General features: G+C 38.5%; 16 protein-coding genes and 1 pseudogene. 8 read left to right on the top strand and 9 right to left on the bottom strand.

What is annotated here, in order from left to right:
- The first annotated feature begins 806 nt into the window (after nucleotides 1-806).
- Complete coding sequence (locus tag FFR48_RS17525; protein WP_137668258.1) at nucleotides 807-1,295, top strand: hypothetical protein; 489 nt, start codon at nucleotides 807-809, stop codon at nucleotides 1,293-1,295.
- Between the two features lie 789 nt (nucleotides 1,296-2,084).
- On the opposite strand, the gene FFR48_RS17520 is transcribed toward FFR48_RS17525, so the two are convergent.
- From FFR48_RS17520 to FFR48_RS17490, 7 genes are all read right to left on the bottom strand, one after another.
- The gene (locus FFR48_RS17520) at nucleotides 2,085-3,407 is read right to left on the bottom strand and encodes a YcjF family protein (protein ID WP_137668257.1); all 1,323 of its coding nucleotides are present in this window, start codon (nucleotides 3,405-3,407) and stop codon (nucleotides 2,085-2,087) included.
- 484 nt (nucleotides 3,408-3,891) lie between these two features.
- A complete protein-coding gene (locus tag FFR48_RS17515) occupies nucleotides 3,892-4,497 on the bottom strand; it encodes a Uma2 family endonuclease (RefSeq protein WP_137668256.1) in 606 nt (201 codons plus the stop codon).
- 122 nt (nucleotides 4,498-4,619) lie between these two features.
- A complete protein-coding gene (gene radC, locus FFR48_RS17510; protein ID WP_137668255.1) occupies nucleotides 4,620-5,351 on the bottom strand; it encodes a RadC family protein in 732 nt (243 codons plus the stop codon).
- A gap of 210 nt (nucleotides 5,352-5,561) precedes the next feature.
- Nucleotides 5,562-7,616, bottom strand: coding sequence for a ribonuclease catalytic domain-containing protein (locus FFR48_RS17505; protein ID WP_137668254.1), 2,055 nt, complete (start codon nucleotides 7,614-7,616; stop codon nucleotides 5,562-5,564).
- 527 nt (nucleotides 7,617-8,143) lie between these two features.
- A complete protein-coding gene (rpsR, locus tag FFR48_RS17500) occupies nucleotides 8,144-8,359 on the bottom strand; it encodes a 30S ribosomal protein S18 (protein WP_096572408.1) in 216 nt (71 codons plus the stop codon).
- Nucleotides 8,360-8,362: 3 nt separating this feature from the next.
- Nucleotides 8,363-8,557, bottom strand: a complete 195-nt coding sequence (rpmG, locus tag FFR48_RS17495) for a 50S ribosomal protein L33 (protein ID WP_096572409.1) — start codon at nucleotides 8,555-8,557, stop codon at nucleotides 8,363-8,365.
- Nucleotides 8,558-8,600: 43 nt separating this feature from the next.
- Entirely contained in the window at nucleotides 8,601-9,170 is a 570-nt protein-coding gene (locus tag FFR48_RS17490; protein ID WP_096572410.1) for an RDD family protein, read from the bottom strand.
- 230 nt (nucleotides 9,171-9,400) lie between these two features.
- On the opposite strand from FFR48_RS17490, the gene FFR48_RS17485 reads away from it, so the two are divergent.
- Nucleotides 9,401-10,624: a molybdopterin molybdotransferase MoeA gene (locus FFR48_RS17485; RefSeq protein ID WP_137668253.1), complete on the top strand. Its 1,224-nt coding sequence runs from the start codon at nucleotides 9,401-9,403 to the stop codon at nucleotides 10,622-10,624.
- Between the two features lie 184 nt (nucleotides 10,625-10,808).
- Here the strand turns inward: FFR48_RS17485 and FFR48_RS17480 are convergent, their stop codons facing one another.
- Complete coding sequence (locus tag FFR48_RS17480) at nucleotides 10,809-11,474, bottom strand: DUF4230 domain-containing protein (protein ID WP_137668252.1); 666 nt, start codon at nucleotides 11,472-11,474, stop codon at nucleotides 10,809-10,811.
- Nucleotides 11,475-11,759: 285 nt separating this feature from the next.
- On the opposite strand from FFR48_RS17480, the gene FFR48_RS17475 reads away from it, so the two are divergent.
- Together FFR48_RS17475 and FFR48_RS17470 are read left to right on the top strand one after the other, a co-directional pair.
- Nucleotides 11,760-11,966, top strand: a complete 207-nt coding sequence (locus FFR48_RS17475; RefSeq protein ID WP_137668251.1) for a type II toxin-antitoxin system HicB family antitoxin — start codon at nucleotides 11,760-11,762, stop codon at nucleotides 11,964-11,966.
- Nucleotides 11,963-12,139, top strand: coding sequence for a type II toxin-antitoxin system HicA family toxin (locus FFR48_RS17470; RefSeq protein WP_096572413.1), 177 nt, complete (start codon nucleotides 11,963-11,965; stop codon nucleotides 12,137-12,139). The genes FFR48_RS17475 and FFR48_RS17470 overlap by 4 nt, the downstream gene beginning before the upstream one ends.
- Nucleotides 12,140-12,233: 94 nt before the next feature.
- On the opposite strand, the gene FFR48_RS17465 is transcribed toward FFR48_RS17470, so the two are convergent.
- A complete protein-coding gene (locus FFR48_RS17465; protein WP_137668250.1) occupies nucleotides 12,234-13,811 on the bottom strand; it encodes a B12-binding domain-containing radical SAM protein in 1,578 nt (525 codons plus the stop codon).
- Nucleotides 13,812-14,022: 211 nt separating this feature from the next.
- On the opposite strand from FFR48_RS17465, the gene FFR48_RS17460 reads away from it, so the two are divergent.
- The 4 genes and pseudogenes from FFR48_RS17460 to FFR48_RS17445 all read left to right on the top strand — a co-directional run bounded on the left by FFR48_RS17460 (nucleotide 14,023) and on the right by FFR48_RS17445 (nucleotide 15,338).
- Nucleotides 14,023-14,352, top strand: coding sequence for an RNA-binding protein (locus FFR48_RS17460; RefSeq protein ID WP_236104097.1), 330 nt, complete (start codon nucleotides 14,023-14,025; stop codon nucleotides 14,350-14,352).
- Nucleotides 14,353-14,401: 49 nt separating this feature from the next.
- Nucleotides 14,402-14,644 carry an antitoxin AF2212-like protein gene (locus FFR48_RS17455; RefSeq protein WP_137668249.1) on the top strand — a complete coding sequence of 81 codons (243 nt, stop codon included), beginning with the start codon at nucleotides 14,402-14,404 and terminating at the stop codon, nucleotides 14,642-14,644.
- 18 nt (nucleotides 14,645-14,662) lie between these two features.
- Nucleotides 14,663-15,055, top strand: a pseudogene (locus FFR48_RS17450) (PIN domain-containing protein); the annotation flags it as partial.
- Between the two features lie 52 nt (nucleotides 15,056-15,107).
- Nucleotides 15,108-15,338, top strand: a complete 231-nt coding sequence (locus tag FFR48_RS17445) for an addiction module protein (RefSeq protein WP_137668247.1) — start codon at nucleotides 15,108-15,110, stop codon at nucleotides 15,336-15,338.
- Nucleotides 15,339-15,443 lie beyond the last annotated feature (105 nt).

Raw genomic sequence — 15,443 nt, 5'->3', positions numbered from 1 at the left:
CATTTTTTCCGGGCTATACTAACAGTAACTATCTCTAGCCCTGATGATTACGTCAAGTCTGGCTGAAATGAGAACATCCTCAAAGCCATACACAGACTGCCTTTTTAATTTTCGGACAGGTCTAATAAAGTTTGTTGGTCACAGGCTCCTTGCGTTTCAATCGAAAAATTTTCTACTAAACATTGAATAACCTCATCAAGAGTTTCTGTGTCGGTTAAAACGAGTTCTTCTGTAGACTCGCCCTGCGTGGCTTTTGTTAGAGATGAAACAGTCAATTTTTTCAGCCAATATGCTACACACTACGTTCATCATTTCATATTTTGACCCACTGCAAATTGTTATAACTATTTCTTATGTATTTAGTATTATATAGCACATAAATGTCCCTCTTCTTTTGTTGGTAATACCTGCTGCGTCTGTAACAATAGCGTCATTACTCCGTAAAAATTACTCTTTTGGAAAAACTTTTTGGTTTACTGATTCTATTTCCCCCCTTATTAAGGGGGGTTAGGGGGGATCTGCAAGTGTATAAAGTCACCATCTAAAACTTTTCAAACAACCTCTTAAAGCTGATAGCTGATAGCTGAATACTTACGATTTATCTTCACCAGATTTAGCACAAGTTTTTGTTTTTTAATTCTTCTTATTATTTGGTAATAAAACTTAAAAAAACAACAAAAATTAATTCAAAAAACATTATAAAAATGTTGCATATAGTCTTGTTTGTAACAGTTAATTTATATTTGTTGTCAAAGTGGTTTTCTTAGTTAGAAACTAGAAATAGATTTAACCAAGCAATTATTGTTATGAACACTATTTCTAACCTGCAATTAAAACGCTCAACTTGGCAAACCGCCACTCTGTTGACCTTGGGCTTTTGGCTCAGTTCTAGTCTAGTATTAGATTGGGTAATTATGCCTAGTCTTTACATTACTGGCATGATGAAGGAAGCGAATTTTACCACTGCTGGATATGCAATTTTTTGGAATTTTAACCGCTTAGAATTACTAGCTGCTGCTGTTGTCTTGACATCTGTGCTGGTTATTTGCAAGACTAGATCTAATTGGTGTTTGGGAAGTATATTTTTATCTTGCTTGCTGTTAACAATAGCTTTGCTGGATACCTATTTTCTAACTCCGCAAATGTGCGCTTTAGGTAGTGATTTAAGTCTATTTGCTAGTGCAGGTGGTGTTCCCTACAGTATGAATTTACTGCATGGTAGTTACTTTATGCTGGAAGTTTTGAAAGTATTAGCGTCTGGGGTGCTGTTAAATCGTTGTTGGAAAGAAGCTTAGAGGTTGTTTGAAAAGTCTCTCATGGGGTATCAAATATTTTTACCGGGATCTAGTCTAAGTGGACTCGTTGAATCAAAAATCTGCGCTCCTTTAGGACCATTGGGTTAAATTTACTCATTAGCATCTCCATAAGCGTAGCCTAAAACTGTTGGGGACAATTCATGAATTGTCCCTAAATTCATTTCACCAGATGTCAATTGATAATTTTCCTGACTAATTCTAACCATTAGACTTGTCCAGAAAAGAAATTATGGAACTTATTTATGCGGGCAGGTCGAAGCTTATGGGATATCTAGATGTCTGATTTTTCCGTCAAATTATCGCCCATAAGCTTCGCCCCTACAACTTATGACAAATTAATACATTCTATTTTGGAGAGGTCTATTGATTACCAATTTCTGTTAATTGTTTATCTGCTTCTTTCTTGGATATATCTTCATCAGTAGTAGTAAAATTATTCAAATTTTTTACTTCTATTTATTAGTCTAGGTTATAATTTTTGTCTTGAGTATCTTTTTTTAGTTATCTGTTGACTCCTCTGGGTGGTGTTCATTCTTATTGCTCCTTATTGAGAATGGGGTTTAATGACGTTTTTGGTGATTTACTATTTCTCAAATGCCTTTTTTCAATCTCTATGTTTATTTTTATGCTTACTTATATTCTTTTTCCCCGTGTTTTCTCTCTATGACAGTTGAGGGTGCGGAATGTGGATTATAACTGCCATACCAAAATACTAGCATTATACTGGCATTTTTTTCCTGTACTCTGGTCTCTTGAATTTTCTAATTCCTAACTTTTCATGCCCTTAAACCGTTCTTTTGCCCCTTCAAAAGCCTCTTGCATGACATTTTGAATTTTTTGAGGATCTGGCTTTTTTCCACCCATTAAATCCCCAAAATACACACAAGCAGCTTCCCCTAAAGACCATGTATAAGCACCCGCCCAAGATGCCGCAATAACAGTACCCAAACCAGGGACAAATTTAATTAATTCCCGTGCCACTGCTTGAGCTAAAAAACCACCAGCAATGGTACTTACAATACCCCCAGCTTGAGATGGTGTCAATGTCTGACCATATAATTTACCCAATAATCCCACCATTGAAACTTGTAAAGCTGTTAAAACTGGCATAGTTGCAAAAGGTAAAGGTACAGCAGCTAAAGTACCTGCCATAATGGAAAAAGGTAAAATATATCTTCTAGCAGCATCACGATAAATATTACTTAATTCCTTACCTGCTTGTTTATCTAACAATTGATAAATAGCTTTTGATTCAGCTTCCGGTAAAAGTTCAGCTAAATTATCTCGCAGTGCTTCTAAACCATAAAATACTGGAGTATAACCATCTGCTTCTAAAGTAAAATCAATCAAAACTGCCCGATCATATAAACCAGTAAAATTATTTTTAATTTCTGTAAAAGCCCGGTTTAATTCCTCAAATTCTGGGGGATAATAGGGATGATTTTCTATTTCGTTGGGATAAATTTCATGCAAACAAGTTACCGCTAACAAACAGGGAATATTGGGATATTGTTGGCGTAATTTTTGGGCAATATTTCGCAGAGTATCCGTAGCAAAATCATTAATTTTCACAGTCAAAAGGAAAACCCTGGCACCATTAATTTCGGTTTTTAAATCAGTGATTAACTCTTGAATAATAGTTTCCGTATCTTTATTAACATCACCCAAACCCACCGTATCAGTAAATACAATTAAAGGTAAATCATCAGCAGGATAAGCATAACGTTGGGTATTTTGAGTATGGGGGCGAAAACCCTGGCCAATAATTTCCGCAGAAACCCCGGTTAAACCGCGAACAATAGAACTTTTACCAGTTTGGGGTTTTCCTATTAATAAAGCTTCTGTAGTCGGTAGTTGAGTGCGGATAGTTGCTAAAATTTCTGCAACTTGGGCATCATTGACACTAAACCATTGTCCTACATTTTGTTTTACTTGTTGTTTTACTTGGTCTACTGGTAGGAGTTGGGTTAATTTAGCAGTAGTTTTACTGACAACACCAACAATGCGATTTTGCCAAGAATCATTTTCTGACTTGGGTTTTGGTGCATCCGTTGGTGTGTTGGATGAGTCTGGGTTGGGTTGTTCAGTCATGGGTGTAATTTTAATAGTCCACCATTCCTAGTATAACTTGTCTTGTGAACCATGTAAGCAGCAATCAAGAATCATCAACCTTCATAAATTATGACATTAAGAAAATGGATAATGTAGAGAACTTACGAAAAATATCTCTCTAACCCTCTTTCCTTTGTGTCCTTTGCGTTCTTTGCGGTTAGTTTTTCCGTGAGTTGTGCGTAAGTCCTAATGTAGATAAATTACCATCAAAAGATTGCAAATTGAGGAATACCAAAAACTCAATTTTTTACCTGTTTTGTTCTTTGAAATAACCTGTGATATCAGTCTCAATCAGAACACTGAAGATTAAAGGATTTTTAGGATGAACTGATTTTGATCATCTAAAGCAAAAAGATCATTAACATCACATCGTTATGAAAAACATCCTGTAAATCCTTAAATCCTGGATACCCTGATTCAGACAGATAAAATGCTGATCCCATAGTTTAGCTAATCAGCAAATTTATTTTGGTAAAATGTCATTCAGTCGAAGTTCTAAATTCGGTAAAATGCGAGAAATAATTGACTCACCAAGACGATACTGTTTTTGGCTATAATCATCACCACTCAACTGACAAACGGTGAAAGTTGGCTGTTTCGGTCTACCGATAAAAGCGACACCACCCAGCCCTCGGTAATCAGCAATCCAATATTCAGGGATTCCTAAAAGGGCGTATTCTTCAACCTTGCGAGCATAGTCAGTTTCCCAATTACTACTCACAACCTCAACAACTAATTTAGCTGAACGACCATGAGTGATTACTGGTTCATGTTCCCAAAGAGGTTCATTAAAGAGTACGGTTTCATCCAAAACAACAATATCAGGTCTACGGGCAGTAATAGCATCAGCAAAGGGGCGAATTAGGCAAGTGCGGGGAATAAACCAAGGTAGTTGGGCATTAGTAATAGCAATACCGATTTTAGTCGCTAGTTTGCCACTGACGGTTTCATGAAGTCCAGTAGGTTCCATATCAATTAGTTCTCCGTCAGCCAACTCATAGCGCGGATTATCGCTATATTTGTCCAGAAAATCCTCAAAGGTAAGAAGTTTTGATGGTACATAAGTCATGGGACTTTTCCTTTTTACAGTATATTTCATGTCAATGAGGTACAAACTGAAACCATAAAACCCTTGTGGAACAGGCATCCTGCCTGTTAATCCTGTACCGCATAACTCAGGAAACTGCTGTATCAATCCTCTTGTGGGCAATCATCCCACAAAGTAGTAATTTCTCGCAAACTCTGATGAGTACCATTACCCAAAATCAAATGATCCAATAGAGGAATATTTAAAAGTTGCGCCCCTGATAATAATTGCCGAGTTAATTCTATATCTGCTTCACTAGGTTCTAGATTACCAGAAGGATGATTATGGGCCACTATCATCCGTGTAGCACCATGTCGAATAACTTCCCGAAAAATATCACGGGGAGAAGCTAAAGTTTCCGTAGCAGTACCAATAGTAATTATTTTTGTCCCCAAAAACCGATTTTTCACATCTAATAATAAGACTGCAAACCGTTCTTGACTTTGCCACATTAAGTCTTGACTCAGGGTAGCGGCCGCCGCAAGGGGACTATCAATAACCGCACCCTCCGCAGGACGGGATAAAAAAACCCGTTTACCTAATTCTATCGCTGCCAGAATTGATGTAGCTTTTGCAGAACCCACACCATGAATTTCCATTAACTCTGCGGGGGTAACATCCCGTAAAGCAGCTAAAGGATCTCGTTGATTTTTTCCTAACTCTTGTAACATAAGTTGCCCCAAACCGACAGCAGACAGTTTACCAGGTCCTTGTCCTGTTCCTAGCAGGATAGCTATTAATTCGGCTGTAGCTAATATTTTCGCTCCATGAGTCATCAATCTTTCACGGGGACGCTCATTTTCAGGTAGGTCGGCAATTCTGAGGCAATAGGTCATATACAAACCAAGGGATTATGCACCAAGATGGAACTATATTTTATTTATCCCTTTTTCAAGCTCAAAATTATATCTGGGGGGGAAAATATTTGTTAAGGAGTCAGGAGTTCAGGAGATGGGGAGTTCAGGAGATGGGGAGGTGGGGAGAAAAAGATTTTTCCCAGTCACCAGTCACCAGTCACCAGTCACCAGTCACCAGTCACCAGTCACCTACCCACTAACAGCTTCTTGATAAATTATCTCTTGAAACTGAATGATGTCTTTTTGAGGATCAGCAATGCTGACTTTTACTAATACTTGTTCACCTAAACTTACAGAACGCCTAAAAACCATTGGTAACTGTAAACCCAAGTCTTCTAAGAGAATTAATGCTAAGTTGCTATCTTCCCGTAACCACATCAAAATTGTGACTTGCCATATTTCTTCAGGATTACGACGTAAATATTCTAAAGCATAATACCTGTTGGTTTGCCGTTCTACCATTGTTAGTTCTTGGGTGGTAGTGCTGACGGTCATCATCACTTCTTTGAGTTGTTCGGCGGAAAATGGCAAATCTTCACCCCGTAAATGTGCTTTCAGTTGAAAGTGGGTAAGTAAGTCGCTGTAACGACGGATGGGGGAAGTTGCTTGAGTGTAAGTATCTAAGCCTAAACCGGCATGACGTACTGGGGTAATACTCATTTCACTTTTAGGCATACAGCGACGCAGGGCGCAAAAACGAACGAAACCGGCGGGAAGCTGTAAGAGTTCTTCTTCTGGGGGTAGTTCTGGTTGGGGTTGTCCGCGAAAGGGCAGGGGGATATTATGAGCTTGACCATAACGTGCTGCTACTTCCCCAGCAAGGATCATCATTTCTGCTACTAACTGCCGAGATGGAGAATCATCTAATATATCAATGCTGATATCATCGTCTTTGACTTTGATCATTGCTTCGGGCATATTGATGCTGATCGCGCCTTGGTTATATCGCCAGGTTTTCCGCTTTTGTGCCAAATTGGCGATCGCCTCTATTTCTGGTTCTGCTTGTACTCCCAACTCCAGCATTTCATCTACATCTTCGTAGGTGAGGCGATAGGTAGGTTTGATTAAAGTGGGATGAATACTATAGTCTTCAACTGCACCGCTTTCATCTAAAACTACACCAAAGCTGAGAGCGCAACAAATTTTCCCCTGTACCAAACTCATTGGACCTGTAGCTAAGACTTCGGGGAACATAGGTATCATTCCCGTAGGTAAGTAAACTGTACTACCCCGTTTTCTCGCTTCTAAATCTAATTCATCTTCTGGCATTAACCAGCGAGTAGGATCAGCAATATGCACCCAAAGCCGTTGTCGTCCATCGGCGAGATTTTCACAACTTAAACCGTCGTCTATTTCTGTGGTACTTTCATCATCAATAGTGTATACCTTGAGATGTGTTAAATCCAGACGATTGGTGTCTAAGTCTGCTGGTGGAAAATCCAAATGTTGTTGCGCCACTTCTAATACCTTACTAGGGAACTGAACGGGAATTGAAGAACGACGCAGGAACAGGTTTTCATGGGGACTCCACCAACCCAAGTCGATCAATAGTTGCAGGGCTGCTTGAGGAGTTGCAGAACGTCCCAGCATATTCATGGTTTCTAATACTGGGGCTGGGGGTGGATAATTCCGTACCAAGGTCTCCGCATTTATCCCCATTCGCACAATATCCGCCACGAAAGTCGCATATTTTTCTAATGCTTCCAAACGCTGGCGGTCTGGTTTTTGCCATTCTACGCTTTCGCCTTGGAGTGCCTGTTCTACACGCGCTAGAAATTCCTGCTGTCCCTTGGCTTTTTGCGCTTCTACTTCTATTTGGTGTTTCCGTTCTGCTACTTGTGCGGCGCTGCGTGGTTCGTAAACATCGCCTTTTTGCTTGAAATACATTTTATCATCGGATAACAAGCAATGGGCGGCGTAACAGTGCTGTGGTTCTGATTCTGAAAACAGCAAATTTGCCATTTGACTGGGAGTGACTGTTTCCCCGTCTTCCACCAATATTTCCCAAGCTACTTCTAAACTAGATGGATCTAGATAGGTTTGAACTTGACTTAAAAAGCTGGGAATGTCAGCAGGTTTATAAGTTTGTCCATTAACTGTATAGGTTAGTTGTCGCGGCGCGAGGCTGTGGGATTGACCTCGTTCATCTACCACAAACCAACGGGTCTTTCCGTCTGGACGATCTACCACTCCCAGACGGCGATCGCCTTGAACCCTAAATTCAACTAGCGTCCCCTTCTCCACAACTCTCGCACTCTTTTACTAATTTTAGATTTTAGATTTTAGATTTGTTTTAGGTTGTTAATTGGTAATTGGTAATGGGTAATTGGTAAACACTCTTTGCTGTCACCTGTCACCTGTTCCCTGTTCCCTGTTCTCTATTTCCTATCACCCAAATCCCAGGATTGGAAATCTCGAAGCATATTATACACTCCTTTGGCTGGAAGCGAAATTTTAGATTTTGGACTGAAAGTAAACGTTTCATTGTTATTACCAACGTTACTTTTGTTGGATTTTTACAGCAGATTACAGATAAATCTGGTACACAGTCTCACTTGAAACCTAGACAGAAAGAGAGTTTTACTTCTGATTTCTGACTCTTGTAATGGCGAAGCATTCGGACGACCAGTTATCAATTTTTGTCCAAAGTAAGGGCGAAGCATTTGGGCGAACAATCATCAATTTTTATCACCGTTTATTTTCCGAATGCTGCGCCCCTACGACTCCTGACTTCTGCTCTAAAATCCTTTCATCCAAAATCCAAAATTTTTTTAGCCTTCGGCGTTGATAAATGGCAATAAAGCCACAATTCGAGCGCGTTTAATCGCTAATGTTAATTGCCGTTGTTGTTGTGATGTTAACCCAGTAATGCGTCTGGGTAGAATTTTACCACGTTCAGTAATAAATTTACGTAGTAAATCAACATCTTTATAATCAATTGGTTCTCCTGGCTTAATTGGCGACAGGCGACGACGATAATAGCTCATCTCTTACTTAATTTCCTTGTGAACAGTGTGTTTGTTACAGTGGGGGCAGAACTTTTTCAGTTCTAAACGGTTGGTGGTGTTCCGGCGGTTTTTGGTGCTGGTATAGCGAGAAACGCCTGGAGAACGCTTGTCTGGGTTGGTTCGACACTCGGTGCATTCTAGTGTCACTATTATGCGGGCACCTTTACTCTTAGCCATAATTTTACAAACAGTAAAGCCGGGAGAGATTTAACACAAATGACTATCTTCTCACATTTCGCTGCACTTTTTCAACTAATCGCTTAATTTTTAGCTTAATTTTTAAATCCAGCGAATAGCCACGCCGTGAGGAAACAATTATAGTTCTAGCATAGCGGTCATGGAAAGCCTGTTGCATCTGAGGATCTGACAAGGCTGCACCACAGTCAATGACTAGGGGAAGTATTAGCAGTATAGCAGTGGGATTAGCTATTATATTCGTTAAGCAAATGGAAACCAATAAACAGCTACCGCCAATAATCGCTTCACGCTGTAATAATGCTTGTAATTCTGGTATTCTGCTTACGGGTTGTCCGTTTTCTATTTCTAACACTTTTAAATTTACTGCCCATCGTCCTAAACTTTGCCCCTGATTGTTGTAAACTATGATGACCCGTAGAATTAACCAAGCAAGGATAAAAACGAAAATTTGGATAAATTGAATACCTAGATTATTTGTTCCTAAAAGAGAACTAACTAACCATGCTCCTGTAAAATCTATTCCTAATGCCATCCCCCGGCGGATAATTTCTGGCTTGGGATAGTGTTTTTGTGGTGTTTTAATGATAGTCATAATATTTATAAAATCAAGAGAAACACAAATAAGTAGGTAGGCGTTAAAAATTGTCGTTATGACAAGGCAGGAGGCAGGAGGGAAGAGGTTTTTAGGAATTTTACATTTTTTTTACATACCTCGGTTTTTTCGTGCCGACTTACTTAAACCAGCCAGTTTTTCCCACACGGATTTTTATATGGTAATTTTTTATATTAAAATATCCAAAACTATCATCATTAACTATAACTATGCTGTCAGTCAGAGATGCAGAAGCTACTATTTTAAATGCTGTGAAACCGTTAGATAACCAGCTAGATGTGGAATTTGTCGATTTATTAATGGCGAATAATCGCATTTTAGCAACTCCTGTGATCAGTTCCCTGGATTTTCCCCACTGGGATAACTCGGCAATGGATGGTTATGCTGTGCGTTATGCAGATGTGCAGCAAGCAAGGGCTGATAAACCCATTGTTTTGCAAGTGGTGGAAGAAATTCCTGCTGGATATGAACCACAGGTAACAATTAAACCAGGACAAGCTGCAAGAATTTTCACAGGTGCAATGATGCCTCCTGGTGCGAATACTGTAGTTATGCAGGAAAAAACCCACCGACAGGAAAACCGGGTTTTTGTGTTTATTGCGCCTCAACCCCAGGAGTTTGTGAGACGCAAGGGGGACTTTTATCAAGCTGGAAACGAAATTTTACCGGCTGGTATTCCTTTAACTGCGTCTGAAATTGCGGTTTTAGCTGCTGCTGGACGTGAACAAGTGAGTGTTTTCCGTCGTCCCCGTGTGGCTATTTTATCAGTTGGCGATGAGTTGGTGATGCCGGAACAATTGCTGAAACCAGGACAAATAGTAGATTCTAATCAGTATGCTTTAGCTACTTTGATGCGGGAATTGGGGGCAGAAGTGTTACTGTTAGGAATTATTCAGGATGAGCCGACAACTTTACAAGAAATTATAGATTATGCGATCGCCAATGCTGATATAGTCATTTCTACTGGTGGTGTATCCGTAGGTGATTATGACTACATATATAAAACTTTAGCATCATTGGCAGCAAAAATTCATTTTCGTTCTGTACAAATGCGTCCGGGGAAACCTTTAACTTTTGCAACTTTTGGCAATAAATTATATTTTGGTTTACCGGGAAATCCTGTTTCAGCTTTGGTAACTTGTTGGCGGTTTGTAAAACCTGCAATTAAAAAAATGTCAGGACTGGCTAAAGGTTGGGAAAGTAAATTTGTGAAAGTTAAATCTTCATCAGAATTACAATCTAATGGCAAGATGGAAACCTATATTTTGGGTAAGTTACATCTGGTAAATGGTGTTTATCAATTTCAGAAATCTGAAGGTAATGATAGTTCTGGTAATTTAATTAATTTAGCTCAAACTAACGCTTTGGCTGTGTTACCAGTGGGTAAAACTTTTGTTTATCCAGGGGAGGAAGTTTTGGTTTTACATTTATAAATAGGAGGGAACAGAGAACAGAGTTTTTGACTTTTGACTTGATTTTTCCCTATCTTTGAGAGTCCAGATTTAATAATAGGCTCTGATTCATATACTATTTAGTGTAAGTCAGAGCCTGATAGATGACATTCTGATATTATAACTTTAACGTGGGACTGAGAATAAAGATAGATATTCCTAGATATTAATTCTTAGGACATGAACCATCTTTAGATTCTTGAGTTATTACAGTAATGTCTTTGTAACCTGCTGCTGATAATATTCTTTCTACTATTTTTTTTGCGTTACTATTAGCAGCATCTATAATATCATTTCCGCAAGCTTCTAATTTAATTCTAGCAAGTGCATCTTTTTGTGCTTGATCTAGTAGTTCAATCTCAGCGTTAGGACCAAACCAGTTTTTGTGATGATCTAAAAGTTGAGATTTATCAGCTTCTAGAACTGTTTCGGTAATATAAGGAGGAGGTAAAGTAATTGTAATTTTCTGGTTGTTGATATCTACATCTGTTGCTTTCAATGCTTTCATATCTATACCAGCACGTATTGTACCTTGTCCTTCATAAATAACCTTAGTATCTCCAACATAGAATGAAAACAACCTTTGCTCTTTAGTTTCAACTAATGATGCTTTACTGGACATTTTTACAGTATTGAGTTCACTTGTTTCTTTTAATCCACCCAAAATAACATCTATCATTTTTGCACTCTCATTTGTTTTAACCCACGGCCAGCTAAAAAACAAGAATGCTGCTAGAATAAATGCTAAGATACCAAATAAAATCCATCTGTAAATGATTAATTTATCTGTAGTAGATTGTATGGTCTGTTTTAAGCCACTGAAAGAAGTCATTTTTATTACTCCTAAATCCACTTGTATTTATATCCATCTCTTATAGACTAACAGAGTACACAATTAAGTTCTACAGTAGTTATACTTATTTGTGCTAATTTTTACATTACATAATCTTGCTCTAAAAACAGTAAGTACCTTAAATAACACCGAAAGTTGGAATAGTTTTTTTAGCGTTCGCTTGACATTCAAGACAGTCGCTACATAATTTTCTGATTTCCTTTTTTTTTGAGCTTAACCGATATAATATTATTCAGTAATAACCTAGTTTAAGGAGTCAAGTATATGCAAAAAAATTTTACTCTCGAATACTGGTTAGATGATAGCTGGTATGTAGGAAAATTAAAGGAAATTCCGGGAGTATTTAGTCAGGGAGAATCATTAGAAGAGTTAGAAGAAAATATTAAAGATGCCTATCAGCTAATGTTAGAAGAAAGCTTAGAAAATCATCCCGAAGCGCAAACTAAAGAAATTTGGGTTGATGTGGCGTGAAACGAGGAAATTTTGTTAGAGAATTAGTTGATGCAGGGTGCTATTTAAAACGTCATGGTAAGAAACATGATATATATATTAACCCTATTAATGGAAAACAATCGCCTGTACCACGTCATCCAGAAATCAAAGAAAGTCTCTGTCGTTTAATCAAAAAACAGTTAGGAATTTAAATAGAAGATGGTTTTGAAAGTCTTTTTTTGAGGGCTAGGAGTCAGGAGATCAGAAGTCCCCAGTCCCCAGTCCCCAGTCCCCAGTCCCCAGTCCCTAAGCTACTACTTTTTCCTTTTCTGGAACATAAGGTTTTTCTGCACCTTGGGCTAAATAAGCAGCTAACTGACTTTCAATTTCATCACGGACAATTTGCCGATATTCCACAAAATGTTCAATGTGAGCGCAGGTAGAAACGTACTGTTCTATCACCTTGGGATTATGCTTGAGAATGCTAAAGAAGTGATGCCAGAATTTCCAGCGAGTTTCTCTTTTAAAACCTTGTCTCCAAATCACAATTAGCAGTGCTTTGATAACTACCCATTCTGGCGTTTTAGCTGGTGCTGTCCATTGGGGATAACCCAACATCAAAAAACAGCGATAGGTGCGATCTAAATAGGCTACAGGATCATATAAAGCACAAAAAGCTTCCACATATTCCCTAGCCAATTCTTCTAAAGGACGGGTAGGAATAAAGTTCATTAATGTGGTTTGATTGATATTTCCGTCTTTATTCTCCCGCAGTCTACCTTCTTTTTTCAAACGATGCCATAAAGCGGTATTTGGCAATGCTTGTAACATAGCAAAAGTGGTGGAAGGAATAGCAGCTTGTTCAGCAAATCTGACAATGCGATCGCCCGCACCGGCTTTTTCACCATCAAAGCCAATAATAAACCCTGCCATTGGTCGCAGTCCAGCTTTAATAATAGTTTGTACTGCGTCTGTTAAAGAACTGCGCGTATTTTGAAACTTCTTAGTTAACTGCAAACTATCCTCATCTGGGGTTTCAATGCCTAAAAATACGGCTTTAAAACCACAGTCAACCATCAACTCCATCATTTCTTGATCTTGTGCCAAATCAATGGAAGCTTCTGTGTCAAAATTGAATGGATATTGATGTTCAGCCATCCAAACTTTTAACTCTTTTAGCAACAATTTCACATTGCGTTTATTGCCAATAAAGTTATCATCCACCATGAACACACCACGCCGCCAACCCAACTCATAAAGATAATCTAATTCTGCTAAAAGTTGTGCTGGTGTTTTGGTTCTCGGTTTACGTCCATATAAAACAATGATGTCGCAAAATTCACATTGGAAAGGACAACCCCGCGAAAATTGCACAGACATCATATCATAGGCATTAAATTCTAATAAATCAAAGCGGGGAATGGGTGTAGTTGTCACATCTGGTTTTTCAGTGGCGCGGAAAACCCCAGATTTTTCACCTTTTTGCACCGCTTCCACAAACATCGGTAAAGTGATTTCCCCTTCATCTAAAATCAGGTAATCTGCCCCTGCTGCTTCCACTTCATGGGGTGTGGATGTGGGATAGGGACCACCCAAAGCTACCAACTTACCCCGGCGTTTTGCTTCCCGGACTTGATCTAATAAATCTTGTTTTTGGACAATCATAGCCGAGAAAATGACTATATCTGCCCATGCCCATTCTTCCTCTGTTGCTGGGCGAATGTTACGATCTACTAGCTTAAACTCCCATTCTTGGGGTAGGATAGCTGCCACTGTGACTAAACCCAATGGTGGTAATAGAACCTTTCTATCTACGAGTTGTAGGATTTTTTCATAAGACCAGAAGGTTTTGGGAAATATTGGATAAACTAGCAAGACACGCATAGTATCACCCCTCACGATTGATTTGTTATCTAACTGTAACTAAATTTAGGACTGATTGACTTTTTTATATGTTGCCCTGCTATGTGTGAGAATAGAGGAACTGTCAGAATCAGGATATCCAGGATGTAAGGATTTACAGGATTAAGACGGAATTTTAACCTACTACCAGCATTAACTTGATAACTAGCAACTTGGGTTAAGATAATTTTTTATGGATAGTATTATGGATAGTACAAGTTGGGAGAATATTAAATCTAAGTATCAGCTAGGTCAGTTTGTTCTGGGAAAAGTTGAATTTCATACACCCTTTGGCGTTTTTGTCAATATTGATGAGTCTTTAGTTAAGGGGTTGATCAAAATCCCAGACTTTTTAGATGAAGGGGGGATGAGTCCAGAAATGTATCCAGAAATTGGTACAACTATCGGCGCGGTTGTAGTTGGATACAATGAGAGTAATTGTCGGGAAGTGTATTTAAGTGCTAAACCCAGTGTACTGCATAAAGCCCTTGTGCCTTTGAAAATTCCTACTTTAGCGAGTTAGGATTAATAGAGACAAATTTATACTACTTTTATTTCATGAATCACATCCTATGCAGCAAACCCTAAAAGCAATTTACCGCAATGGTACATTTATTTTACAAACCGCTTGTAACTTACCTGAAGACGTAGAAGTTGAGCTTGTTGTTCAATCTCCTCAAGTTATACCACCGAAAATTACTGATATTAATGAGCGACGCAACTTTCTAAAATCACTGGTGGAAAGAATGCAAAAAAACCCCATTCCTCCTACTGCACCTCAGTTTACACGGGATATGTTGCATGAACGCCGTTGATACGAATATGTTGATACGAATATTTTGATTTACGTCCATGATCCACGGGATACGAATAAACAGGGAATAGCAGCTTCTTTAGTAGCTAATTTAACAGATGGTGTTTTGCTCTGGCAGGTTGCCTGTGAATATTTAGCTGCAAGTCGTAAACTAGAATCATTAGGGTATGATAAATCACAAGCTTATCAATACATTCGAGATTTACAACAAGTTTGGTACACTGCTTTACCAACTTGGAATGTGATTGATCGTGCTGAGGAATTAATGAAACGTTTTAGTCTCTCACATTGGGATTCAATGATTATTGCTGCTTGTTTAGAGGCCAATGTTCAAACCTTGTATACAGAAGATTTTGGTTATGAAGTGATTGATGGTTTAAATATTGTTAATCCTTTTAAATTGCATTCTTAAAATGTGTGTTGTGTGTAATAATAGAGTGATAATTTTGATAGCTTAGTTGATTATGAAAGCAGACTTTGCGCCGATTTTTGAGCTAGGGTTGTCAGAAAAGTTACAACTTCTAGAAGATTTATGGGATGATATTGCGACTCAATCAGCAAATGTTCCTGTATTAGACTGGCAAAAAGACGAACTGGATCAAAGAAAAGTTCTCCATTTACAAGATCCGAGTTTAGCTAGTTCTTGGGAATCAGTAAAAGCAAGAATCCGTAGTAGACCTGTCCGAAATATATAACGGAAAAATGGTAGAACGGTAAATGAAAAATATACCGTGGTTCTACCAAAGATGAAAAATATTACCAATTATATACATATGTACCCAAAACGCGCTAGGGGTATA

It is taken from the genome of Sphaerospermopsis reniformis, from assembly GCF_005402885.1.
GTDB lineage: Bacteria > Cyanobacteriota > Cyanobacteriia > Cyanobacteriales > Nostocaceae > Sphaerospermopsis > Sphaerospermopsis kisseleviana.
Note: the sequence above shows the minus strand (reverse complement) of the source record. Positions and strands in the feature narration are given on the sequence as shown.